The organism is Janthinobacterium sp. GL_088 (assembly GCF_057837845.1).
Genome location: NZ_CM174453.1, coordinates 4,284,054 through 4,307,579, shown reverse-complemented (window position 1 = coordinate 4,307,579; position 23,526 = coordinate 4,284,054). Strand labels below are relative to the sequence as shown.

The following is a 23,526-nucleotide window of genomic DNA, read 5'->3' as shown; positions in this document are numbered from 1 at the left end:
TGTGCCTGTGCAAAGGACACCGAGATTGCCAGGCGCACTCCCTGCGGAGGCACAAAATCAGGGCTGATGCGGTGATGCCAATCGCGTCCGGATGTGGGAAATACAACAGGGGAGTGCTGCCTTTTTTCGCGAGTGCCTTGTTGCCGGAATGCGACAAGGTTTCCTGGCTGGCAGGCTGCGCTGAGCCAGTATTGCCTTTCATGCATCGCCACCTATATTCGCAGCAGCGGGCGCCTGGCGGCTTGTGTCAGGCAGCCGCACATTGAGCGGACAGGTCAAATGGGGAACGCACCCGCGCCCGATACATTCAGGCAGGCGACCTTGTCGCTGGAAAAATACTTGATTTGTCCCAGGCCGATGGCGTAGCAGCCGTCGCTGAGCGGGGAAATGGGGCCGGTGAGTTTTTCACCGCTGATCAGGGTCACTACCCAGGGCGTGGTGGCCGGTTTGCCCGCGTGGGCCAGTGCGTGTTGTACCAGGTCTGACATGCTGCCTCCGATGAAAATCAAAGCTTGATGATAGCAGTGCTGGAGCAGCCTATCCTTGTGTGCACGGGCCTGTAGCACGGGTACGACAGAGGCAATCCTGGGCATCATAAAATATTTGCAATTATTATGTTCATAATTGCAATGCTTTGGTATAGTTGATAATTACTCGAGGAAAGAAATCCTGCGAGAAATAATACATTTTTTATATCTTTTCTGTTGCAAGGTGTGCATTTCAGCGGCCACCAGGCACAGTCTCCCTGAAAGCCGCACCATGTCCAGCCAGTATCATGACGCACCGCCCCGCTTTTCCATGCCCCCGCCGCCGGTTACCAATACGCCGCTGGAATTCATGCCCACGCACGATCTGTCCTTCTGGGACAGCGATGTGACGCCAGGCTGCACGGTGTCGCTCGATGCCGCCGTGTCGTTCAAGGATGGCTACCCCTCCTTGCGCATCGACCTGCCTGCCGGATTGCCTGCCGGTACTGTCGTCAAAGTGGGAACGACAGGCGCTGCCGGCAAGGGCCAGCCGCGCATCCCGTTCAACTGGGACTTGCAACGCTTTTCCTTCGCCCTGCGCTCGACGAATGCCGCCATCATGCAGACGGGTGGCATGATTTACCTGGGGAACAGCGATTACAGCAGTTTCTGGTCCGGCTTCCTGAATGCCTTGCATTATGGCGGTTCCGCCGCCGCTGACACATTGATGTTCGTCGACAATGCGTGGTGGGTGCCCAAGCTGGCCACGCCGCTCGATTGCGAGGGCACGCCCACGGCACAAAACCTGTCGCGCGGGAAATTTACCGTGCAGCTGACGGCAGCCACGACGCAGCCGGAAACAATCTGGCTGGGCATGCTTGCGGCGTTGCCGAAGCGTAAATTGCCCACTGTCATCTTGTCCTTTGACGATGGTTATGCCTCCTGGGATACGTATCTGATGGAGCGGCTGAAATATTATGACTTGCCGGCTTCGTTTGCCATCGTCACGTCGCTGCTGGGGCAATCCGATTACATGTCGGCCGAGCGCATGAAGGCGCGTTTCGACGATCCGTCGCGCCTGTTCGACTTTACCCTGCACCAGAGCGTGCACGACAATGTGGCGGTACAGGGTTCTGCCCAGTACGTCACCGCACTGCAGGTGGGGCGCGACCAGATGCGCGCGGCCGGTATCGGCGGCGATGGACCATCGCACCACGCGTGGGTCGAATCGTTGTGGACCAATACGGCCATCGACGCCATGCGCGCCGCCGGCTTCCTGTCGGCGCGCGGCGCCGGCTATACGGCAGAGCGCGGCTTTGACCAGGTGTTTTTCTCTGGCAATGACAAGGATGCGTACATCCTCAATACGTCCCTGGTCAACCTGACAAACGACGCCAGCTTTGCGCAAGTCCAGGCGGCGATCCAGACGGCGGTGGACGACGGCAGCTTTGTGTTTGTCAACGGCCACGATATCGTCAGGACGCCAACGTCCGACTACCAGACTTCGTATGCTGTCATCGATGAGTTGCTGGCATGGCTGGCGGGGCAGGTGGCTGCCGGCGCGCTGCAAGTGGTGTCGCATAGCCGCTGGTTTGCCGATACGACGGGCAGGGTGACGGACCGTCGCTGATCGCCGCAGAAGAAGGCTGCGCCGGCGCCTTACGCGTCGGCCAGCAAGTTCTTCGGCAGGGCTACCGACACCAGTTTCCAGCGCCACAGGCCGTCGCGCGTCAGGGTCAGTTCGCCGATATGGCTTTTGCTGTGGGCGCGCTGCACCACGACGCTGTCCCAGGAGGTGTAGCGCAGTTTGTAGTCGGGCTTGGTGTTGCGCTTGCGGCCGCTGATGTCGCTGACCTTGGCGATCGGTTTTTCGTAGCGGTCATTGAGCTTCATCAAGGCGACGATGCCTTCGGGCATCAGCATGGTATCGAGCAAGGGATCGATGACGTCGGGACTGATGTCGTCGGCCACTTCGGGTGCCGAAAACAGGGCGTGCAGTTGCTGCCCCAGGCTGCCGCGCAACTGGAGCAGGTCGATATGCGCAGCCAGGGCCTGGCTATCCTCGTCCATGGTCGCCGCGCGAATCTTGTTCATGGTGAAATACGGGCTGCCATAGAAGACGCCGGCCAGCGCGACCAGTGCCACTACAGCGAGAAGCATCATTCTTTTCATCGTGCGATCTCTCGGATGCCTGGCGACCCGGTGCGCCTGAAGTGTTGGCATTCTACATAATATTTCCCAAAGTCAACATAGCGGTTTAGGTAAGTGTTGTTTTAGATCAAGTTTCGTCAGAGTAATTCTGGCGGCAAGGTAATGTCCGTCAGTTTCCAGTCCCAGATGCCATGGCGGCGCAGCAAAAACTGGCTGGCGGCGGGACCGGCGCCGCTGCGCCGCAACACCACTTCGTTCCACGAGCGGTACGCCATGCCGAAGTCGTGGCGCTTGCCGTCCGTCCCCTGCTTGCCGTGCAGAATCAATACCGTGATGCCGGGCGGCGAGACGATGGTGTCGAGCATTTCCTTGAAATCGTCTTCGCTGGCCGTTTCGCCGGCCGCCCGCAACTGGCGCGCCACGCTGGCGCGCACGGCGGGCAGGTCCGCCTGCTGCGCCAGGTTTTCCAGGCGCACGGATTTCGCCGCGATGCTGATGCGGTACATGGCGATGTAGGGGCTGACCCAGGTGAAGCCGATAGCGGCGACGCTAAAAATGATCGCGGTGGCGTACTTTCTTTTCATGGTCCGTATTTTTGTATGAGCTGTGCCGCCGTGATTTTACCCGGCCAGGGGCGGTGGATGGTGTAGCATTCGTGCCGGCGCGGACCATCGCGCCGCAATATTGAGGACAACCATGAATATCACTATCAATCAGGTGCTGCAGTCGTATATCGACCCGCTCACCGCCAGCGAGTACGCGGCGCTCGAGCGCAGCCTGCTGGCCGAAGGCTGCCGCGACGCGCTGGTGTTGTGGAACGACGTGCTGATCGACGGGCATAACCGCTACGCCATCTGCCGCCAGCACGGCATCGAATTCAAGACCATCCAGAACACCAGCTTTACCTCGCTCGACGACGTCATGCTGTGGATGATCGACAATCACCTGGCGCGCCGCAGCGTGTCGGACTTCCAGCGCGGCGTGCTGGCCCTGCGCAAGAAGGAAATCGTCGCCGCGCGCAGCCCGGCGCCCGTCAGCGCCCAGGATGCGCCGGAAGGTGAAAACGCGCCCAAGCCACCCATGAGCACGCGCGAAGAAGTGGCCAAGGCGGCGCGGTTGAGCAGCAACCAGATCAGCCAGATCGAGAAGATCCAGAAGGCTGCCTCGCCGGAACTGGTGGAAGCCGTCCGTTCGGGCACGATCTCCATCAATGCGGCGGCCACCGTGGCGTCGCTGTCGCCGGAAGAGCAGGTGGCGGCCGTCGCCGGTGGCAAGAAGTTATTGCGCCAGGCGGCCAAGGAAATCCGCGAACAGCGCGCCGCCACGCGCACGCCGCGCGAGCCGAAGGCAACCCACGTATCGCAGGATACGCCGGAAACGGGCAACGAGCCGTGGGCGGAGAACGCGGCCCAGGCGCCGTCCGAAGCGGAACGCCTGCGCGGCGAGATCGCCAGCCTGAAACAGCGGGTGGCGCAGCTGCAGGCGGAAAATGTGGAGTTGAACCAGCGCATCGCCGCTTTAATCGACGCATCCTGACTATTGGAGTAGTGCATGCCAGCTCGCCGTGCCTTGTTCGCCGCCATCGCCTGCGGCGTCGCCGCCGCTCCTCCGGTGCTGGCGGCGCCCGCCGTTTCTGTTGCGGACATGGCGCGCTGGCAGGCGCAGGCGGCCAATGTCAGCATCGCGCGCGATACGTGGGGTGTGCCCCATGTGACGGGCAAGACGGATGCCGATGCCGTCTTTGGTCTGATGTATGCGCAGGCCGAAGACGATTTCCCGCGCGTGGAACTCAATTACATCAACGCCATGGGCCGACTGGCGGAAGTGGAGGGCGAACGGGAGCTGTACCGCGACCTGCGCATGAAGCTCTTCATCGACCCGCTTGAGCTGCAGGCGCAGTACCGCGCCAGCCCACCGTGGCTGCGCAAGTTGATGGATGCGTTTGCCGATGGCCTGAATTTTTACCTGGCCACGCATCCGCAGGTGAAACCGCGTCTGATCACGCATTTCGAGCCGTGGATGGCCCTGAGCTTCAGCGAGGGCAGCATCGGCGGCGATATCGAATCGATCAATCTGGCACAGCTCGAAGCGTTTTACGGCCAACAGGCCAGGCCGGCCGCCGTGGCGCTGGCCAGCGTGGAAACCGGGTTGGCGTCTGGACTGGAGCCCGAGCCGAGCGGCGCGAACGGCTTCGCCATCGCGCCCGCCATCACGCAAAATGGCCACGCGCTGCTGATGATCAACCCGCACACCTCGTTCTACTTCCGTCCCGAAGTGCAGGTCACCAGCGGCGAAGGCTTGAACGCGTATGGGGCCGTCACCTGGGGCCAGTTCTTCGTCTACCAGGGTTTCAACGAGCGCCTCGGCTGGATGCACACCTCGGGCGGCGGCGACGTCATCGACGAATACCTGGAAAGCATCGTCGACCACGATGGCGCATGGTTCTACCGCTATGACGGCGGCCTGCGGCCCTTGAAAGCCGTGGCCATCACCTTGCCATATAAGCTGGCCAACGGCGCCATGGGCAGCAAGACCATCACCGTCTACTACAGCCACCACGGCCCCATCGTGCGTGCGCAGGATGGAAAATGGGTGGCGGTGCGCCTGATGAATGAACCGTTGAAGGCATTGACACAATCGTACACGCGCACCAAGGCGCGCGATTACGCGGCGTTCTACCAGACGATGGAACTGCGCACGAATTCGTCGAACAATACGGTGTATGCGGATGCGGACGGCAATATCGCCTACTTTCACGGCAATTTCATCCCCATGCGCGACCCGCGCTTCAACTGGAAGCAGCCCGTCGACGGCAGCGACCCGGCCACGGAATGGAAAGGGCTGCACACGGTGGCGCAAACCATCACCCTGTTCAATCCGAAGAATGGCTGGATCCAGAACACGAACAACTGGCCGTATTCGGCGGCCGGCGCCCACAGCCCGCGCCAGCACGACTATCCCGCCTACATGTCCGTGTATGGCGAAAACGCGCGCGGCCTGCATGCCGTCAAAGTCTTCCAGAATAAAACAGGTTTTACCCTCGACAGCCTGATCGCCGCCTCGTATGACAGCGAACTGACGGCCTTCGAATCCTTGCTGCCGCCGCTGTTCGCGGCATACGATGCGCTGCCGGCCGGCGACGCGCAAAAGCTGGCGCTGGCCGACAAGGTGGCCTTGTTGCGGGCCTGGGACTGGCGCTATGCGCTGACGTCGACAGCCACCTCGCTGGCCGTGTTCTGGGGCCAGGAACTGGCGGAACTGACGGGCAAGCAGGCGCGCGAGCAGGGCGTGCCCGTGGTCGATTTCCTGGCGACGGACAAGGTCACGGCGGCGCAGCGGCTGGCTGCCCTGGCGACGGCGGCGGATAAACTGCAGCGCGATTTCGGTAGCTGGCAAACGCCGTGGGGCGAGATCAACCGCTTCCAGCGCCTGACGGGCGACGTGGTGCAGCCGTTTGACGATGCGCAAGCCAGCTTGCCCGTGCCTTACGCGTCGGGCAACTGGGGCGCGCTGGCCGCGTATGGCCAGAGCAGCAAGAGCACGACGCGACGGATCTATGGCGAGCGCGGCAACAGCTTTGTCGCGGCAGTGGAATTTGGCCCCCGCATCAAGGCGAAAAGCATTCTTGCCGGCGGCCAGAGTGGCGACCCGAAGTCGCCCCACTTCAAGGACCAGGCGGCCATGTATGTGCGGGGCGAGTTCAAGGAGGTACTGTTTTATCCGGAGCAGGTGGAACAGCACCTGGAGCGCCGCTACCACCCTGGAAAATAAGCGCCGGGACGATCAGATTGCGTCGAGCGCCGTGCGCAGGTCATGGCGCAAATCCTCGATATCCTCAATCCCCACCGACAGCCGGATCAAGCCATCGCCGATGCCCAGCTTTGCCCGCTGCTCGGCCGGGATGCTGGCATGCGTCATCAGGGCCGGATGCTCGATCAGGCTTTCCACGCCGCCCAGGCTTTCGGCCAGGGCGAACACTTCGCAGCGCTCGAGGAAGCGGCGCGCGCCGGCCAGGTCCGTATCGAGGTCGATCGAGATGATGCCGCCGAAACCATCCATCTGGCGCTGCGCCAGCGCGTGCTGCGGATGCGATTCCAACCCCGGATAGAACACCTTGCGCACTTCCTTCTGCTGCTCCAGCCACTGCGCCAGAGCCAGGGCGCTTTCGCAATGGCGCTGCATGCGGATGGCCAGGGTCTTGACGCCACGCAAAGCTAAAAAGCTGTCGAACGGGCCGGCAATCGCGCCTACCGAGTTTTGCAAAAAGCCCAGCTGCTCGCGCCATTCCGCCTGGCGTTCTTCCGCGCCGACGATGGCGATGCCGCCGATGATGTCCGAGTGGCCGTTCAAGTACTTGGTGGTCGAATGCACGACGATATCGAAGCCATGTTCCAGAGGGCGCTGCACCAGCGGGCTGGCGAAGGTGTTGTCGGCCACGGCGATGATGCCGCGCGCGCGGCAGATGTCGGCGATCGCGCGCAAATCGGCCAGCTTCAGCATGGGATTGGTGGGCGTCTCCACCCATACCATCTTCGTTTCCGGGCGCAGCGCGGCCAGCAGGTTTTCCGGATTCGTCAGGTCCACATACGTGAATTCGTGTCCGGCCGAGCGGCGGCGCACGCGCTCGAATAAACGGTAGGTGCCGCCGTACATGTCGTCGCCGGCGACGATATGGCTGCCCGCATCCAGCAATTCCAGCACGGAGGAAATAGCGGCCAGGCCCGAGGCAAACGCGAACGCCGCGCTGCCGCCTTCCAGGTCGGCCACGCAGCGCTCGAGCGCCCAGCGCGTGGGATTGTGCGAGCGGCCATAATCGAGGCCCTTGTGCACGCCGGGGCTGTCCTGCACGAAGGTGGAGGTGGCGTAAATGGGAGGCATGATGGCGCCCGTCGACGGGTCGGGCGACTGGCCGGCGTGGATGACGCGCGTGGCGAGGCGGCTCTTGCGGGGAATGTGCTGGCTCAAGATAGTGTCCTGCGTAAGTGGTTGAGAAGGTCGAAGCGGGTGATCAGGCCATAGAAGGCGGCATCGTCGGCGACGACGGCCGTCAAGCCCCGGTCCAGGGTGGCGCGCAAGGCGGGCAAGCCGCTGGATGGCGCCAGGGTTTCGATCTGCGTCGTCATGGTGGTGCCCACCAGCGACGCGAAATGGGCGGCGTCGCCGGAGACGTGCAGCAGCAAGTCCGATTCGTCAAGAATGCCGACCAGCTGGCCTCCGTCGATGACGGGCAGCTGCGCCAGGTCGCTGGCGCGCATGCGGTTGAAGGCCGTGAGCAGGGTGTCTCCCGGCGCCGCGCTGACGACGTCGCCCTCGTCATAGCGGCGTCCGATCAGGTCGCGCAAGTCGCCCGAGAGAGCGCGTTGCAACAGGCCCTGGTCGCGCATCCAGCCGTCGTTGTAGACCTTCGACAGGTAGCGCGTGCCCGTGTCGCACACAAAGGTGACGACGCGCTTTGGCGTCGTCTGCTCGCGGCAGTACTTGAGGGCCGCGGCCAGCAGGGTGCCGGTGGACGAGCCGCCTAAAATGCCTTCGGCAAGCAGCAGGGCGCGCGCGGAATCAAAACTTTCCTGGTCCGTGATGGTGTAGGCTTTTTTCACGCTGTCCATGTCGGCGATCGACGGGATAAAATCTTCGCCGATGCCTTCCACGGCCCACGAGCCGCTCGTGTCCGACACTTTGCCCGTGTCGATGTATTCGGTGAGGATGGAGCCTTGCGGGTCGGCCAGCACGAATTCCAGCTTCGGCTGCGCCTTGCGGAAGTAGCGGGTCAGGCCCGTCAGGGTGCCGGACGAACCGACGCCGACGACGATGGCGTCCACGTCATGGCCGCTCTGCTCCCAGATTTCAGGGGCCGTCGTCGTTTCGTGGGCCAGCGGATTGGCGGGATTGTTGAACTGGTCGGCGAAGAAGGCGCCCGGCAGCTCGCGCGCCAGGCGCGCCGCGTAATCCTGGTAGTACTCGGGATGGCCCTTGCCCACGTCCGAGCGCGTGGTGTGCACTTCGGCGCCCAAGGCTTTCAGGTGCAGCACTTTTTCCGTCGACATCTTGTCGGGCACGACGAGAATCACGCGGTAGCCCTTGATGCGGCCGACCAGGGCCAGGCCGATGCCGGTATTGCCGGCCGTAGCCTCGACGATGGTGCCGCCCGGCTGCAGGCGGCCGTCCGCTTCGGCCGCTTCGATGATAGACAGGCCGATGCGGTCCTTGATGGAACCGCCGGGATTTTGCGATTCCAGTTTCAGGAACAGCTGGCACAGGCCCGTGTCGAGCCTGGTCACTTCGACCAGCGGGGTATTGCCGATCAGCGTGTATAGCGCTGGCGGCTGGGGTGGGGATGGCATTCGATCATTCATGGTAGCTCCTGTCAGAGAAACAACGGCTCCGGATTGTGTCCCGAGCCGCCTTCCGTGCCGCGCAGTGTAGGCGGGTGGACGAGTGCGGCGAACGAATGTTTATATGCTTGCATATGCGCCGTTCGCATATCGGCTGCAAGGTTCGCGCTTCGAGTATGCGCCGTTTTTTACCCGCTTGCCGCGCCAAAGACACGACTATTAAGCTGCCGCAAGCCCGCCATTGCGATTTATAATCACGCCTCGAAAAGGTACTGAACAGTATCCTGAAAAACCAGACGAACAGGGCAGGCGGCAGTGGCAAAACTTTATTTCCGGTATTCCGCGATTATTCACCCCTATCCCAATACACACATTGGAAGGTGAACTCTGATAAGCGAAGAGGAAACCCGCAAATCCAGCGAAAATGTTCAAAATTTCGTTGCTCAAATGCATTGATATATTCATTGCTATACCCTATAGTGCCAAACTATGTATCGGGTAGCAACGTCGCGGACGACGCCACCCGCAAGAAAGATTGCTAAAATGTCCAGCCTTCACTATAGATTTTCAGCCATGAATGCCGGTAAGAGTACTTACCTGCTTCAAGTAGCGCACAACTACAACGAGAACGGGATGAGAGTCCTGCTCCTGACATCTGCACTTGATGGCCGCGATGGATATGGCGTAATTGCATCGCGTATTGGACTCAAGAGCGATGCGACGACCTACAGTCCAGAAACTGACTTCGATGTGCTATTGCAAGATGCTGATGTGTCCTGTGTTCTTGTGGATGAAGCCCAGTTTTTGTCTGTTGACCAAGTCCATCAGCTTCATAAGTGGGTTCATACTAGGAATACCCCGGTCATGTGCTTTGGTATCCGCTCTGATTTTCGGGGCGACCCGTTCCCTGGCTCAGCGGCGCTCCTCGCTTTGGCTGATAGTCTTGAAGAAATTAAGACTATCTGTAAGTGCGGCAAGAAGGCCACCATGAATATACGAACGGATGAAAATGGAGTTCGGGTTCGTGAGGGAGACCAAGTTCTCATTGGGGGAAACAGCCGCTATCGTCAAGTATGCGCAAGGTGTTTTTACAACTGATTCATGAAGTCCTTATCTCTCTCCGGGGGGGGGCTTTTGTGTTTTGGGTTGCCTTCTCACCGTACACATCTCAATTGTTATGACCATTACTGGACCGAGATGTGAGGCCTCCGGCTATCCTTTTCTGTCCGTATAGTCCACGTCGAAGGTCGAAATGTTCGTCTCATCCAAAATTCGTGTCTTGACGGACGAGACCGGCGCGTACACAGATTTGCCTGGCCTGCTGACGCCAGAGGGCGTGTTGACACCTCTACTCGACTACTGCCTTACCCGTGCTCACGACAGAAGCCTCGTTTGGATGTGGAAAGTGGTCCGGTCAGTGCAGATGTTCCTTGAATACATGCACGTCAACCCGTTCGAACGGGACACGCATGTCTTATTTCGAAACTTCGCGCAGCGGCTCTACACCGGCACCTTCGACTTGAAATCGGGCCTCGACCCAAGCTGGCTGGCTTGGCCAGCTCGTTCCGCAGCGGACGCACAACATATAATTACAGACCTCACCTTTTTCTTCGAATGGCTTGGCGAGGAGCGGCCGAATGCCGCTCAAATCAATCCGAGATATGTAGGTAATGCATTTGACCGGGCATGCGACGGCGCTGCTTACAATCATCGACGTGATGCTGGAATGCTGGGCCATACTTGGGGAGCCAATGCCGCTTCGTCGTCCGCGGGCTTTAGGGTGCGGGCACAACGACGGCCTCGGGTAACCAGTTATGACCCTCCTGCGTTTCCAGACGATAGGTTCAGGGAACTGCTTGATACCGGATTCAAAGTTGGTACTCGTTATGATTACCGGGGCATCCTCATAAGCTTGCTTTGTCACGGCGCAGGTTTTCGGGAATCAGAGCCTTTCCATCTCTACATCGAAGATGTCGTTCCGGACCCTTCAAACCCAAAGTCCGCCTTAGTTCGCATCCATCATCCTTCGCAAGGCTTTTCTCCCCATGGCTGGCGTGACGCAATGGGTCGGGAGCGTAAAGCAAATAGGGCCACCTATTTGGCCGAGCGGTTTGGGTTGCTGCCTCGCAATCTGATGTTAAGCAATCAGTCAGCCGGTTGGAAGGGGGGACTGCACGATGGAGAATACTATAAAGAAGCCTATTGGTTTGAGCCCGAGCTCGGGGAGCTGTTTTTGACCGTGTGGAATAAATATTTGCGCACAGTGGCGTTAGTCAACAGGACCCACCCCTTCGCCTTTATCAACCTAAGCAGGGAGCCAATTGGTGATATGTACACATTGAGCCAGTTTAACAAGGCGCATGCTCAAGCGTGCAGGCGTATTGGCTTAGTTGTGCGCAAAGACCTAGGCACCACTCCGCACGGCCACAGGCACGCTTACGGACGTCGTCTCAAGAGTGGAGAAGTGAGTGTTGCCTTTTTGCGTAAGTTCATGCATCACAGCTCTGAAGAGAGTCAGAAGGTGTACACCACCGCGACCGCTCAGGAAACCCGAAACGCTCTTTTAGTCGCGGCGGAAAAGTTACGTATCGCACACCCAAACTTAGGGATTTCAGTCCCACCTCCTTTGAAATGGCTTGGCCTAGATGACATTTAAACCCCAAAGCCCGTCTAAAGTTCTGGAGACAATATTAACGACGATAACTTCAGTCCCGCGACGGAACAAGTTGTCCGCGATAAACGCACTGTGCGATGCTCGTTTCCAAGCTGGAGAGCAGGATTTCTCTGTTAGTCACATCGGACGGCTATGCGAAGCGGGAAATATCATTTCCGCCAGGGGTTTGTATAACAAGGGTTGCGACGCATATCGGGACTTAATTGGTGCATGGGCAGCATTCGCCGAGCCAATGTCCGTTGACGAGCTCAAGCAACTCCCCGAAAGTCACCCAGAAGTCGTACTGCGAAAGCTGCTTGCAAAAGGAAGTCGCGCCCATAAGCAGCGGAGTTTACGCGCGTTGAATGATGTTTGTCGCAAACATCATGGAACGGGTTCATTGGATTTCGGGTTTGGAAAAATCGGCAACATCTGTGAGCAGGAAGGAATTCTGAAGCGGGCAAGTTTAAAGAGCAAAGATTTCGAGGACCACCGGAATTTGATTCTCGCTTGGGACGCGTTCGTACGGCCGTGGTATGCCGAAACGGCAAGTCCTGCGGTACCTGCGAAACGTGTGCAGAAAGCACACGACCTTGAGTTAACATGGGTATCACGTGACCACCCAGACTTGGCGGAGTGGCGGGCGCTAGCTGTGGAATGGCTCAAGGGCGAGAATTCGGGACTTGGCCATAGAATGTCTGCGATAACCGCTTTTTTCGACATATATTTGACGCACCCTGCGGTGCCGAAGCGGCCGAGGGACCTGCTATTGCGTGGGGGGCAGTTCCCTGAGTACAGAGAAACGGCTTGTCCAAAGTCGAGTGCAAGTGTTAGCTATAACAACTGCATTCATGAGATGATTAGTTGGGTACTTTTGAAGGACTTCAGTCTAATTGCGGATGACGGCGCACGCGTTGTTTCCCCCGCATTTCGTAATCCGGTACCTCTCATCAGGAGCGTCGGCAGAACATACGTTTCAGGTGAGAGCGCTCGTTCCCCGTTACCTTATGGCTATATTGACGAACTTCGCCACATCTTGGCTGCTGGCCCTCACTTCAGGGATTGGACCTTCGCGCAACAGGCCCTTGGAGCTGATATTGGCGAGAAAGGCGCACCGGGTGGTGACTGGTTTGACGTCACTGAAGACATGGTTGACCGCAACGACCCAGACTGCGTACTGCGAGTACGGCCAAGGTCTAACAAGAACAAACGCAAGAATGTGCTGCAAATGTGGAGCCCGGTTAGGTGGGTAGCCTTGATGATTAAGCTCCTCCTGCCGCTGCGAACGGTCCAGGTTCGTCTTCTGGACTCTGGAGAATTCGACACCTGGATATTTGCAAAAGGCCAGTGGTCGCTTAATTCGAAAGCAGAAGCATTTGGCAATGGCCGTGGGCAGCGGCGACAAGGTGTCTTGCGTCGACACCAAGACGAGCATGACGAGTCGAAGGAGGATGTGCTGCTCTACATTAATACGAATAAGACAGCGGATATAGTCAAGGATGGCCCGGACAAAGGATACGAAATTCCATGGCACGTCTCACATACTCTCATCGAAAACGTCTATTACTGGATTGAGAAGTTGCGTGACTGGCAGGTGAAGTACAACCCGATTTCCCGCACGACTGCCTGGAACGAACTCGATGGTCGGCATATCGTGCTTAAGAGCCAGCCACAGCTATCCAGCTACCCCAATGCATGCTTTCTTTTCCGTCAAGCCGAAGGCTACGAAGGGGAGCAGCATCTGCCGATAACCGATGGCATCTTGGGGAGCGCTTGGTGCAATTTGCTTGCGGAACTTCAAACACGACTGGCTTCGAGGGGGGAAGTGCATGCGAATGGGGCACAAATACGTCTGGTTTTTCAGGATAATAATGGACGACTGAGCACGCAGTTTCCAATGCACAGTTTGAGGGTGTCGCTAGTCACCGCCCTGGCCCTGGATGGCGCAGTCCCGTTCGCAATCTTGCAGAAGTTATTAGGGCACAGCCGGCTGCTGATGACCCTTTATTACACCAAACCGGGAGCTACGCGAATCAAATCGGTGTTGACTGAGGCCGATAAAAAGCTGTCAGCGTCCAAAGAGAAGAGCATCAGCGATTTCTTGCTTTGTGTCGAACATGAAGAGTTGGTTGAGAAGGCCGTTTGTAATAGCCAAGCAGCTTTAGCCGCATCACTTCCCGAACATCCTGCGTCCCGAAATGCCGCCGGTTGGATGCTCCTCCATCATGGGTTATGCCTAGCCGGGGGAAACAACAGTGAGCTGGAAGATAATAATAAGGCTGGGGGATGCTATAACGGTGGCGCAAACATTGGTTCAGACAGCAAGCCCGTATTCGGTCCTGTCCCAGGTGGTAGCCGAAATTGTATACGGTGTCGGTGGTTTGTCACCGAACCACATTATCTGCCATCGTTAGCCGCACATTTCAACACGCTCGCCTATCACTTTGACGAGGCGCGAAACAAATCGATGGCTGCCGAGCAGACACTACAGGAACTTAAGCGACAGAAGGCGCGCATGGAGACGACGCCAGACGGTCCGTCTTTTATGGAGCATAAAGTACTTCGCGATGCTGAACGTTTATGGGAAACCACAATCAAGCGATTTAGCGATTTAGCCGAAGACTTAGTGGCTTGCTGGCGTTTGGTGGAACGGTGCCAAGTCCTACTAAATGCGCCACAGGGCGACGCGCAGCAGCTCTTGGTGCATGGCGCCGTTGGGCAAGTGCGGGCTATATTTGAAGAAACTGAATCCGAGCTACTGCAACTATCGGGTGTGTGCGAAAGCTTGGAGTTGTACCCCGACCTTGATGCTGATAAAGCGGTAATTCGACGTAGTCAGCTGCTTGACTCTGCGCTTTATAACGAAGGTGTACCACCAATGTTCATGAAGCTATCCGAACGTGAGCAACTGTTGGTAGGAAATGCATTCTTGCAGCGCCTCGCTATTGAGGCGAATCCTGAAAATCCTGCTCTCGGCAAACGAGAAGTGATTGAGCTCATTGATGCCGGAAAACGACTCGGTGAGTATCTCGGCATCGACTTGAACGAAACTTACTTAGCCACGCTTCCGAGCCACTTCAACCGTATCAGAGTCATACCAATTAAGAGAATGATAGATGAGTCCAAAAATTAGCCACCCTGATGCGTTGTTGGATGAGCTACTTGCAAAGGGTGGGCGACCACTAAAACTGCGCAATCTCCGCGCAATCCATGAGCTCTGTCGCAGGCAACATGAAGCTGGCTTACGAGACATTTCCATATCAACTATAGGAAAGCTATGTGAGCGTGACGGGTTGCTCGCGGCCCGCGGGCTTTACAATGTGGGCATGGCCGATTACAAGGTGTTGATTCAGGCTTGGTCTGCTTTCGCCGGCCCGGCAGCGCCAAAGCCTCCGAAGCAACTCGCCAGTGAAGACTATCTCAGCCGCATCGATGACCCTGCTATCCGCTCAATTGTCCAAGGGGTCATTGTAGAAAGAAATAAGCTTAAAGCACAGCTCAATACGCTAAAAGCGGCTACTACTATCGTTGTGGACCGGAGGCCGACATTGCAAGGAAGTAATTCCTCCTTCAGTACAATTTTTACCGATTCAGAGCGCAAGGCTCTGCTCAAGGCAGTCTCTCCGGATTTTCTTGAAAGTCAAGGATGGCGTGAGGCTAACTTTGGCGAGGTAGTCAACTCCAAAGGACGGACAGTGTTTGACCCCGGCTTTGCGACGGCGGTAAGAAAGATGACGGGCCGCTGACGCAAAAGTATGGGATTGTAGTAAGGAAACATTTAAAAGGATTTTTTTGAAAATGTTTTGCAATTAATATTTTGCTACCCGCAAGCAAGGTCCACTGCGTCTCCGAGCAATCAAGACACGAACTAAGTTGATAACATTCGCGCAAACCGTCGCTGTCTTCGGTCACGCCGACGGTGTCGCAGCATATTTGATGAACTGACGCCCATCTTTATTCTTGGTTTTAATGAGAAGGTCGACCGCAAGGCGGCCTACGACATCTCGCAATCTGGCACCTATTACAAGGTCGATTCATCCTGTAGTAAAGCCCTTGTCAAACAAGGCCATGGCTTACGCGATTGCTGCGTTTCCCCGAGTCTCATGCCGCCTCTTTTGCGCTCCTGGCGTATGCATCGAGTTGGCTGAAGTGCCATGAGCCAGCAGCGTTCCTAACCGCGCTGCTGAACAGTCAGCCAATGGGGTTCTACTCGCGTTCCTCCCTCGTACAGGATGCCGGCCGTCACGGCGTCGTGGTACGCCCTGTAGATGTGTCCGTTAGCAACTGGGATGCAGAGCTTGAATCCATTGCAAAAGGCTCGCAGCCGGCCGTTCGCCTGGGCCTCAACAACATCAAAGGCCTCGAGCAAGAGGCGGCCTGGCGCATTGAGGAGGCACGGGCCATCCGGCAGTTCGAAACCACGGCCGACCTAGCATCACGGGCGAATCTAAATGCAGGCCACCTTAACGCACTGGCGAGCGCCAATGCCCTGGAATCGCTGTCAGGCAATCGTCGCCAAGCATTGTGGGAGGCAGTGCCAGTGTGCCTGACAAAGGCCTTTTACGGTCCGCTACGGTGATTGAAGAGCCGGTCGAAATGGATGCACCGAGTGAAGCCGAAAATATCGTGGCCGACTACCGGCACTTGGGCCTGACGCTGGGACGGCATCCGCTCGCGCTACTGCGCCAAAGACTCTCCGCCATGAAGTTCCTCCCGGCAGAAATCTTGAACCAATTCGACAATGGTCGATTAGCCCGCGGCTGCGGCATCGTCACGGTTCGCCAGCGACCGGAGACCGCCAAGGGGGTGGTATTCGTCACCATTGAAGATGAGTCCGGTACTGTGAACGTCATTTGCTGGCCCAACCTTGTCGAGCAGCAGCGCAAGGAGCTGATGGGTGCCAAGCTACTTGGCGTCTACGGTGTGTGGCAGTGCGAGCGCAACGTACGGCACCTAGTCGCAAAACGGCTTGTGGACCTGAGCCATATGCTCGGGGAGCTGGACACCAAGTCACGGAATTTTCATTGACGTCTGAGGACGAAAGACTTCCATCATCGACGAAAAAATTCGGCGGACGGTTTATGCTCTGAACCGGAAGTTCCGGGATTTCATCACGAATGCCAGGAAATGCTGGCAGTTGCCCAGCACAACACAGTCGCTCAACTCTGTTTATTCATTCGGCCTTTTCTCTTGGCCTGCTGCGCCCGTAACTGACTTTCATTTAGGCGGTCATGCGTCAGGTAATGCACCTCACACAGGATGCGATACATAGAGAAGAATTCAGTCACAGCGAAATGTAACTCGCCTGCCCATGACAACCGCCCCGCATCATCGGCTGCAAACTGCATTATCGGTTTGATGTCAGCACGAACATGGAAGACATTGTTTCGAAAGTTCCTAAGAGGGTTTTCGTGTAGCTTAATCAGTCGTGCTACCTCCTGCCATTTAGGAATGGCTTCAAGAAAACTCGCTGGACGACTTTTCGTCAGCAAAACCCACATGCTAAGTTTGTCAAACCCTTCACACGTCGCATGAAGATAGCCCAACCAAGACGAAAAATAGATACGAAAATTGACTTCATCCTCTTGGCTCAGGTCTTTACTTTTCTCCAGCTTACTCAAAAGCTTTTTATAATTTTCTCGCATCAAATCCGCCGCCAAAAAACTATGCGCATAGACGCAAAGAACTTCGTCTTGGTCATGATGCGGCAGAGAGTCGTTCGGAATGTCTTGGCTTATTTCGATTGCCAACGTACGCTTAGATTCCGTCGCGTAGTAGAGGATATACCCAGAAGAAACGAGAGAACCTGACTTTACAGCAGCGTCGAAGCTTTTTTCGATTGCATCCTTAGTTTCGAATCCATACTTCGCACACTCCGAGCCGGCAAATTTAACAAGCCGCCACGTATCAAATCCGTCTATCTCACCCATACTGCCGAAATCGAAGTCAACCGAGCCCGAGGGGAGGTCGACCAGGCATCCATTGCCATGTTTGTAGTAGCTAACACCTCCCTTAAGGTCGCCATGAGTAGGAATGTTGGTCTCAACCCAGCCGCGCGAAGTCACGGGGAGCGGAATTCCAGACCGTTGGAGGAGTTCGACAGCTGTGCGCACACTGGCTTGATAATCCGAGATTAGTTTTTTGAGCTTTTTGTCCATGAACATGCAGGTATTGTGCTTCGCAAAGTGAAGCAATTTTTGACGTCGCGTGCTGACAGATGGCGTACAGCCACCGGCGTTGCCGCAATTAAAACCCGGGAGTCCTCTTCGGTGCGGACGCGGTCAATGCTTCCAGTGCCTTAAGACGCGAGATTCTCGCGCGTCTCCGGGTCATACCAAAGCTACTACATCCAGAATGTGCCATGCCGCAGCACCGCAATCGAACGCCTTTACGCAAGTTGCCGGCGCGCATACCGCCAGACCTCACCTCCACGTGCTCACCGCAGTGGAGGTTTTTCATGTCGGTCGGGGCGAATGCGCGCTGTTTTAAGCAATCAGAGGCGCGTAGGAAGGACTGGTAGCCCAGCAAATTTCGGCTCGTCTAGCAGTTTTGCCTTGTACTCTATTAGCTCATTGTCCGCGACATCGAAACGGTTCAGCCATTCCTCCGCAGCTCGACCAATCAACCGCGGCTCGCTCCCAGCGGATGCGTAATGCATCCGGACTTTCGGCGTGCGGATGGGCTTGAGGAGCATATTGGGAAGCACCAACCGCGCGGGCATCGGCGAGTCAGCAGGTGCAGCTTCTGGTTGGGCGCCGCCTTGAATTACAAGTCCAGTCCCATAGTCGAATAGGCCAAACCAGTCAATCGGTAATGCCGAACGAATGGCCGATATACCTCCGACTTTTTCCACATAATCATTGTCTATCGCTGTGAGCCAGCCTACTGTTTTAACGCCCAGGTGCGCATTGACTGCGCCGCTAACAAGGTTGCCGGCATCAAACCCTCGGAGCTTGGAAGTCAGGAATGCCTCGAATGCCTGGTTCTCGTCATAGCGAGCGGCCGACAAAATTAAACTGTGGCCGCCGTACCCGTGGACGGCACATAGGCGTCGGGCGAAGCTCACGAAGAGCGTCTGGAAAAGTCCGGGATTTTCTTCGACGAACAAAATGGGCATGCTAAACCGCAGCCCGCATAAACCCCAGCCTCCCATTTCCGCCCGCCAAGCGGGGAGCCCGACGACCTGAAACTCCCATGGACCCGCGTCTTGGGCCTGCACGCCACTCGTGTAATGAAAACTCACTGCGTCGTCTGCATCCATACGCACCAGCATTTTGTTCAGCGGTTTTGCCTCCGCGTAGGCCATCTTATCCGGCCCTTCCGGCGGGTCTTCCCGGTAGAGCCAGGTGAGTTTAGGCTCAGCCTTGGCCTGGAACTCTTCGAAGCAAGCGCTGATGGCATCGCGAACCGCCGGGAGATGCGCATCCTTGAAGAAGAGCGTGCCAGCGATTGCAGGCACGCTGCCGACATAGTCCTGTGGCCCCTGCTTAGTGAGCAAGCCTCCAGGTACATTCATTGCATCAGCGTTCTCGCGCAGAAGTTCCAGCAAGTCCAATGGTAATTCAGTCATGTTCAGTCCTTAATACGCGGGCAGGCCACCAAGCGGTGGCCGTTTCGTAACAACAACCATATAGATTAACCTAAGAAGAGCGGCTGCCTTCCCGAGCTGCTCGACCGGGATTTTTGAGGGCTCGAGCTCGGCCCGGTCGCAGTCGCACTCATCAGATGCCAACGGCACCATTTTCATTTCGTCTCCGGCGATGACGATATAGTCCTCTCGCTGGCGGGGGCGGAACGGGTCTCCAGGGAATTTTATTTCCACGACTTGTTTGATATTGTCCTGCGTTGGAGGCTTCGTCGGGTCCTTGACGATAATGACGTCAGGCCTCCGTGTGTAGCCCCGACCTGGCTTATAAGGCACAGGGTGGCTTGAGTCTTTCGGCCAAAGTGTCTTCGTCCAGCCGGGCCATAGGGTTCTGCTCTTCGTATCCACGACCTTATCCAGAAAAGGCTCTGGCGGCCGTTTCGTCATATCGTATGTGAACTCTGCCTTGTATAGACTTCGGTGGTCAAGAGCCACATCGAGAGCTTTCAATCGAGCCGAGACGCATTCTTGTTTCAGCGACCGGCCGTCTGCACCGATTGCCGGCATGCTTTTGCATTTGCACACGGCCGAGCACAAGACCTTCTTGTCAGAGAAATCGAGCTGCGGCTTGTTAATCGGCACGACGGTCGTGGCGCCTTCCATGCTCATGCCTCCCACGGCCAACGGCGCTTGCCCTACGGGCGGGGTGTTATTCGGCCTTGTCATGCGTCACCATCCTGAATCAAGTCGAATGCAAGCGACTCAAGGCCGTCCCGTTCCACCCACTGGGTAAAGCCCTCATCGTCCGTACTGCCCGTGATGTACTGGCCATCGGTCGACCTTACGCGTACAGCCAAGCTGCGCACGGGGTCACCTGTTGTAGCGTCGACCACCTGAAAGCGGCCGCGAAAGCGTTCAGTTTCATCCGCCACGGGCTCATCTTGATACCTGCTGGCCAACCCGGTGTGGATAATACCAAAGCCCTGCATCAGGGCCATTGGTGGGAGACTGCCGTGGGCGCCCGGCGCGGCGCCGCCCGATGGTGTCGTAAGGGTGCACAGCTGGCTCGAGAGTAGCGTGGCGCCACAAGCAGTCTTACAGCCATGGTAGGCCACGGCCTGGCCCGCATCGATGAGGCTGGTGTCACCTTGGCTGATGGGAAACACTCCCTTGCACCGGGGGCAAGAGACCATATCACCGACACGAGCCCAGCCTTTGCCATGAGTATCCGATAACGGTGAGCAGGTGACGACGGTGCCGCCGTGGCTCGTCTTATCGCCCAGCACGATTACGGGATTGCTCAAGATTTTTTCCTTTCAATATTTTTTATGCAATATTAGCACAATTGTCAATCTCGACGTTTACGTCACCTCTATGCTGTGGTCGAAATCCCATCGCGAAATGCCGTCGGCCGGCAACTCGCATTCTGTGCGGAGGTTCGCAGACTCGCCCCCTAGTCGGGCTTCTTTTCAAAACATGCTTTTTGACCGATTCAGATGGCTATCTGACACAAAAAAATTGATAGCGTCGTACCCAGACCCAGATTGAGCTATCTCGTGGCCACCGCCGTGGGTGTGCCGAGCCGGGTTAATCGATTGAGGATACCGGCGCGTATTCATCGTCGCCTTCTAGGCCGACAACTCAACGCTGGAGTATGATGGCGAGAGGCTAATATCGATGCAAAAGGCACTATGAATATTGAACTCGGCGATGAGCCGCAAGACGAATTGGAAGCGGCACTCTTTGCCGCGCTGCCATTAGATTTCCCACGTCCAAGCAACTTAGGGGCCGTTTCAGGCGCCCAGCCTAAATTTTCCATGAATCGGTACCAAGGCCGTTTCTACAGCCCTGGCTGCTCGCCGCCGGAGTTACTCGAGCGCTGGAACAACTGCGAAGACCTTGCGCAACAACTCGCCGTAACGTCCCTTGACTCCAAGGCCGGGAAACGCTCGCACATGTCAGAGACTGAGATTCTCGACCAATATTTGCCGCGGCTAATTGCAACGGGTTGGGTATCCGAGCCAGAGGCCAAGTGGACAATGCGCCGAACCGCCGAACTAGTCGGATGGCAGGTTCCTCCATCCGCATCCCCCTGAAACAGCAGTACATGGCGATGTTAATGCGCCCACATCCTTACCAAGCCGCCGCGAGCTAAACAAAAGCCGCCGTCGGGCGGTTTTGTTAATCCCCTCCTAGACTCAGGCCGCCATCGTCTTCGGCGTTGCCGTCTCGTTCTGCCACTTTTCGAAGACATTTTTGAAAGCACGCGCCATCGGTGCTTCTTCAAAGTGGTACATCGACGGCGCAAACTCCTTGAAATAGCGTTCGCGCAGGTCGGCCCAGCTTAGGACGTCGAGAGGCAGGTGCTCACAGGCGATAGCCTCCTCGATGACATGCTGGCGGTCGCTGCTATTAGCAAAGACATCTCAAATGACTACCAGCGCTTTGTTGCGGTACCGGACTATCCTATCAGATGCTGAACACGTACACTTGTTGCTCCCCAACGAAAGATGTGAGTCATGAAGTCCGATACTAACGTCCGCTCGCAGCTATCACGATATAAGTGGAAGCGCCTCGCCAACGAAGCTTTGACTAACGCGTTCCGTTTGCGACGCGACGCCAATCTCTTGTACGACGCAGGTTCTTATCCATCGTCGTATCAGTTAGCTGTACTGTCTCTGGAAGAGCTTTCGAAAGCTTGTTGGGTTGAACACTACTATTACTCATCTCTCACAAACACAGGTTTTCCTAACGCAGATTTTGAGCAAGAATTTCTGAAAATTCTTTATTTACATGGGAAGAAGCAGTTCGCCTTCATCGCACCAAACGAATTTGAGTATCCAATCGCGCTCATTGACCTCATCAAGAGCGGAGGTTTTGAACGGCGTAAACAACAGGCCGTATATGTCGGCTTAGATAGAGATAGAAAAACTGTTCACGTCAAGAGTCGTATTTCCGTACCAAGGACAACGATTTCGCTACGAGAAGCGAAGCGTCTGATATCTTGGGTTACCTCCGAGTTCGTGTTCATGATGGACCGACTTGAGGAATCGGGGGACTACTTTGGCGTCCCAGGAATGGACGAAATCCTTCGCTCTCAAGATGCTCAAGACGCAAAAAAATGGCCACATAAGTCTCGCACTAGGTCGCGTAGTCATCAAAAATCGCACTTATTGCGCCATAAAGAAGTCTTTGAGGCCGCGGCACAGGCTTACTTGGAGAAGCAAGCACAAGGAACTTCATAAACAAACCGCCACAGGGCCGCCAGAGTTTACTGAAGTTGCAACTTGACTATCTACCTTTGGCAGTATTCGGCTGTCGCCATACAACGTAACACCTTGCTCGCTTAAGGTCTTGCATCTTGTTGTGTGATGCTACACGCTTCTAGCTGCCGCCACCGTGCGGGCTTTTCATCTTGCTGGCGCGGTAGCGGGAGAAAGGGCTGGAGGCGCGGCAATGGCAGCCGGTGTCGGTTGAACGGCCGTCGCCGGTGCGGCCGCCTTAGCTTCTCGTACACCAGCTGACAAATAAACAGAGATTGGTAGGCCGACCACAAGAATCGCCAGGACCGCAAACGAACCTATGCACCTCGGCCATGCTGCGCCAAATATAGTATGCAAAGAATATCCGGCTACACATGCAATGTCCAGAAGTCAAATTTTCTATACTGACAATGAAAAAACGATGGACGTCCATATTCCAAAATGCCGGATAAAATCAGACATCAGCATTCAACTCGAAGAACGCCATGTGCGTCAACTACGTGACTGTTTCACGGCAACTGGCCTTCGACTTCTTCCGCACTTCCATGGAGGAAAGCGACGATTGGCGTGATGAGCTTTACCAGGACTACGTTGGCCCATTCATCGTTCATGACGAGGCCGGCCATCGCAAAGGTCTGACCGGCACATACGGGTTCGTCCCCAATCCGCACATGCCACCCGGCCAGCGCCTCACGACGATGAATGCCCGTGCGGAGACAGTTGGCCAACTGAGGACCTATAAATCCGCTTGGGCCAAGTCTCAACTTTGCCTCGTTCCAATGGTCCGCTTCTTCGAGCCAAACTGGGAACAATCAACGCATGTGCGATGGTCTATTGGAATGGCCACCGGCGAACCATTTGCCGTCGTCGGCCTCTACCGGGAATGGGTCGAGGAGGGCGGGCAGAGAACATATTCGTTCACCTAGCTGACTATTAACGCCGACGACCACCCCTTCATGAGTCGCTTCCATCGACCAGGCGAGGAGAAGCGTTCGTTAGTCATTGTCCCAACCAGCGAATACGACGAGTGGCTTGGTTGCAAAGACCCAGAACGCGCGAGGACATATCTTCAGCC

19 protein-coding genes and 1 pseudogene are annotated in these 23,526 nt (G+C 56.7%); 11 read left to right on the top strand and 9 right to left on the bottom strand.

Annotated features, from left to right (window positions below; all coding sequences use genetic code 11):
- Nucleotides 1-275: 275 nt before the first annotated feature.
- Nucleotides 276-488, bottom strand: a complete 213-nt coding sequence (locus AC3IQ7_RS19220; protein WP_010399127.1) for a hypothetical protein — start codon at nt 486-488, stop codon at nt 276-278.
- A gap of 271 nt (nt 489-759) precedes the next feature.
- Between AC3IQ7_RS19220 and AC3IQ7_RS19215 the strand changes: the two genes are divergently transcribed.
- A complete protein-coding gene (locus tag AC3IQ7_RS19215) occupies nt 760-2,097 on the top strand; it encodes a polysaccharide deacetylase family protein (protein ID WP_099378791.1) in 1,338 nt (445 codons plus the stop codon).
- A gap of 29 nt (nt 2,098-2,126) precedes the next feature.
- Here the strand turns inward: AC3IQ7_RS19215 and AC3IQ7_RS19210 are convergent, their stop codons facing one another.
- Nucleotides 2,127-2,630 carry a DUF2939 domain-containing protein gene (locus AC3IQ7_RS19210; RefSeq protein ID WP_489207056.1) on the bottom strand — a complete coding sequence of 168 codons (504 nt, stop codon included), beginning with the start codon at nt 2,628-2,630 and terminating at the stop codon, nt 2,127-2,129.
- A gap of 125 nt (nt 2,631-2,755) precedes the next feature.
- Complete coding sequence (locus AC3IQ7_RS19205; RefSeq protein ID WP_099378793.1) at nt 2,756-3,202, bottom strand: DUF2939 domain-containing protein; 447 nt, start codon at nt 3,200-3,202, stop codon at nt 2,756-2,758.
- Nucleotides 3,203-3,314: 112 nt separating this feature from the next.
- Here AC3IQ7_RS19205 and AC3IQ7_RS19200 point away from each other — a divergent pair, with 112 nt between their 5' ends.
- Complete coding sequence (locus AC3IQ7_RS19200) at nt 3,315-4,154, top strand: hypothetical protein (protein WP_489207055.1); 840 nt, start codon at nt 3,315-3,317, stop codon at nt 4,152-4,154.
- Nucleotides 4,155-4,169: 15 nt separating this feature from the next.
- Nucleotides 4,170-6,389, top strand: coding sequence for a penicillin acylase family protein (locus tag AC3IQ7_RS19195; RefSeq protein ID WP_489207054.1), 2,220 nt, complete (start codon nt 4,170-4,172; stop codon nt 6,387-6,389).
- Nucleotides 6,390-6,401: 12 nt separating this feature from the next.
- Here the strand turns inward: AC3IQ7_RS19195 and AC3IQ7_RS19190 are convergent, their stop codons facing one another.
- Both AC3IQ7_RS19190 and AC3IQ7_RS19185 read right to left on the bottom strand, forming a co-directional pair.
- On the bottom strand, nt 6,402-7,583 hold the full coding sequence (locus AC3IQ7_RS19190; protein ID WP_489207053.1) for a trans-sulfuration enzyme family protein: 1,182 nt from the start codon (nt 7,581-7,583) through the stop codon (nt 6,402-6,404).
- Complete coding sequence (locus AC3IQ7_RS19185; protein WP_489207052.1) at nt 7,580-8,971, bottom strand: pyridoxal-phosphate dependent enzyme; 1,392 nt, start codon at nt 8,969-8,971, stop codon at nt 7,580-7,582. The genes AC3IQ7_RS19190 and AC3IQ7_RS19185 overlap by 4 nt, the downstream gene beginning before the upstream one ends.
- Nucleotides 8,972-9,493: 522 nt before the next feature.
- Between AC3IQ7_RS19185 and AC3IQ7_RS19180 the strand changes: the two genes are divergently transcribed.
- From AC3IQ7_RS19180 to AC3IQ7_RS19160, 5 genes and pseudogenes are all read left to right on the top strand, one after another.
- Nucleotides 9,494-10,048 (top strand): thymidine kinase, encoded by a 555-nt coding sequence (locus AC3IQ7_RS19180; RefSeq protein ID WP_096236041.1) that lies wholly within the window; start codon nt 9,494-9,496, stop codon nt 10,046-10,048.
- Between the two features lie 154 nt (nt 10,049-10,202).
- A complete protein-coding gene (gene gmtY / locus AC3IQ7_RS19175; protein WP_489207051.1) occupies nt 10,203-11,606 on the top strand; it encodes a gamma-mobile-trio recombinase GmtY in 1,404 nt (467 codons plus the stop codon).
- Entirely contained in the window at nt 11,596-14,736 is a 3,141-nt protein-coding gene (gene gmtZ / locus AC3IQ7_RS19170; protein WP_489207050.1) for a gamma-mobile-trio integrase GmtZ, read from the top strand. Before gmtY ends, gmtZ begins: the two co-directional genes overlap by 11 nt.
- Nucleotides 14,720-15,349 (top strand): gamma-mobile-trio protein GmtX, encoded by a 630-nt coding sequence (gmtX, locus tag AC3IQ7_RS19165; RefSeq protein ID WP_489207049.1) that lies wholly within the window; start codon nt 14,720-14,722, stop codon nt 15,347-15,349. The genes gmtZ and gmtX overlap by 17 nt, the downstream gene beginning before the upstream one ends.
- 344 nt (nt 15,350-15,693) lie before the next feature.
- Nucleotides 15,694-16,631 (top strand): annotated as a pseudogene (locus AC3IQ7_RS19160) (helix-hairpin-helix domain-containing protein); the annotation flags it as partial.
- 131 nt (nt 16,632-16,762) lie between these two features.
- On the opposite strand, the gene AC3IQ7_RS19155 reads toward AC3IQ7_RS19160, so the two are convergent.
- From AC3IQ7_RS19155 to AC3IQ7_RS19140, 4 genes are all read right to left on the bottom strand, one after another.
- The gene (locus AC3IQ7_RS19155; RefSeq protein ID WP_489207048.1) at nt 16,763-17,761 is read right to left on the bottom strand and encodes a DUF6896 domain-containing protein; all 999 of its coding nucleotides are present in this window, start codon (nt 17,759-17,761) and stop codon (nt 16,763-16,765) included.
- Between the two features lie 335 nt (nt 17,762-18,096).
- Nucleotides 18,097-19,173: a type VI immunity family protein gene (locus AC3IQ7_RS19150; RefSeq protein ID WP_489207047.1), complete on the bottom strand. Its 1,077-nt coding sequence runs from the start codon at nt 19,171-19,173 to the stop codon at nt 18,097-18,099.
- 9 nt (nt 19,174-19,182) lie between these two features.
- Complete coding sequence (locus AC3IQ7_RS19145; RefSeq protein WP_489207046.1) at nt 19,183-19,851, bottom strand: VRR-NUC domain-containing protein; 669 nt, start codon at nt 19,849-19,851, stop codon at nt 19,183-19,185.
- Nucleotides 19,852-19,910: 59 nt separating this feature from the next.
- Nucleotides 19,911-20,492 (bottom strand): PAAR domain-containing protein, encoded by a 582-nt coding sequence (locus tag AC3IQ7_RS19140; protein ID WP_489207045.1) that lies wholly within the window; start codon nt 20,490-20,492, stop codon nt 19,911-19,913.
- A 387-nt stretch (nt 20,493-20,879) separates the two neighbouring features.
- On the opposite strand from AC3IQ7_RS19140, the gene AC3IQ7_RS19135 reads away from it, so the two are divergent.
- The 3 genes from AC3IQ7_RS19135 to AC3IQ7_RS19125 all read left to right on the top strand — a co-directional run bounded on the left by AC3IQ7_RS19135 (nt 20,880) and on the right by AC3IQ7_RS19125 (nt 23,377).
- The gene (locus tag AC3IQ7_RS19135) at nt 20,880-21,284 is read left to right on the top strand and encodes a hypothetical protein (RefSeq protein WP_489207044.1); all 405 of its coding nucleotides are present in this window, start codon (nt 20,880-20,882) and stop codon (nt 21,282-21,284) included.
- A gap of 423 nt (nt 21,285-21,707) precedes the next feature.
- On the top strand, nt 21,708-22,433 hold the full coding sequence (locus AC3IQ7_RS19130; RefSeq protein ID WP_489207043.1) for an AbiV family abortive infection protein: 726 nt from the start codon (nt 21,708-21,710) through the stop codon (nt 22,431-22,433).
- 503 nt (nt 22,434-22,936) lie between these two features.
- The gene (locus AC3IQ7_RS19125; protein ID WP_489207042.1) at nt 22,937-23,377 is read left to right on the top strand and encodes an SOS response-associated peptidase family protein; all 441 of its coding nucleotides are present in this window, start codon (nt 22,937-22,939) and stop codon (nt 23,375-23,377) included.
- The last annotated feature ends 149 nt before the right edge of the window (nt 23,378-23,526 follow it).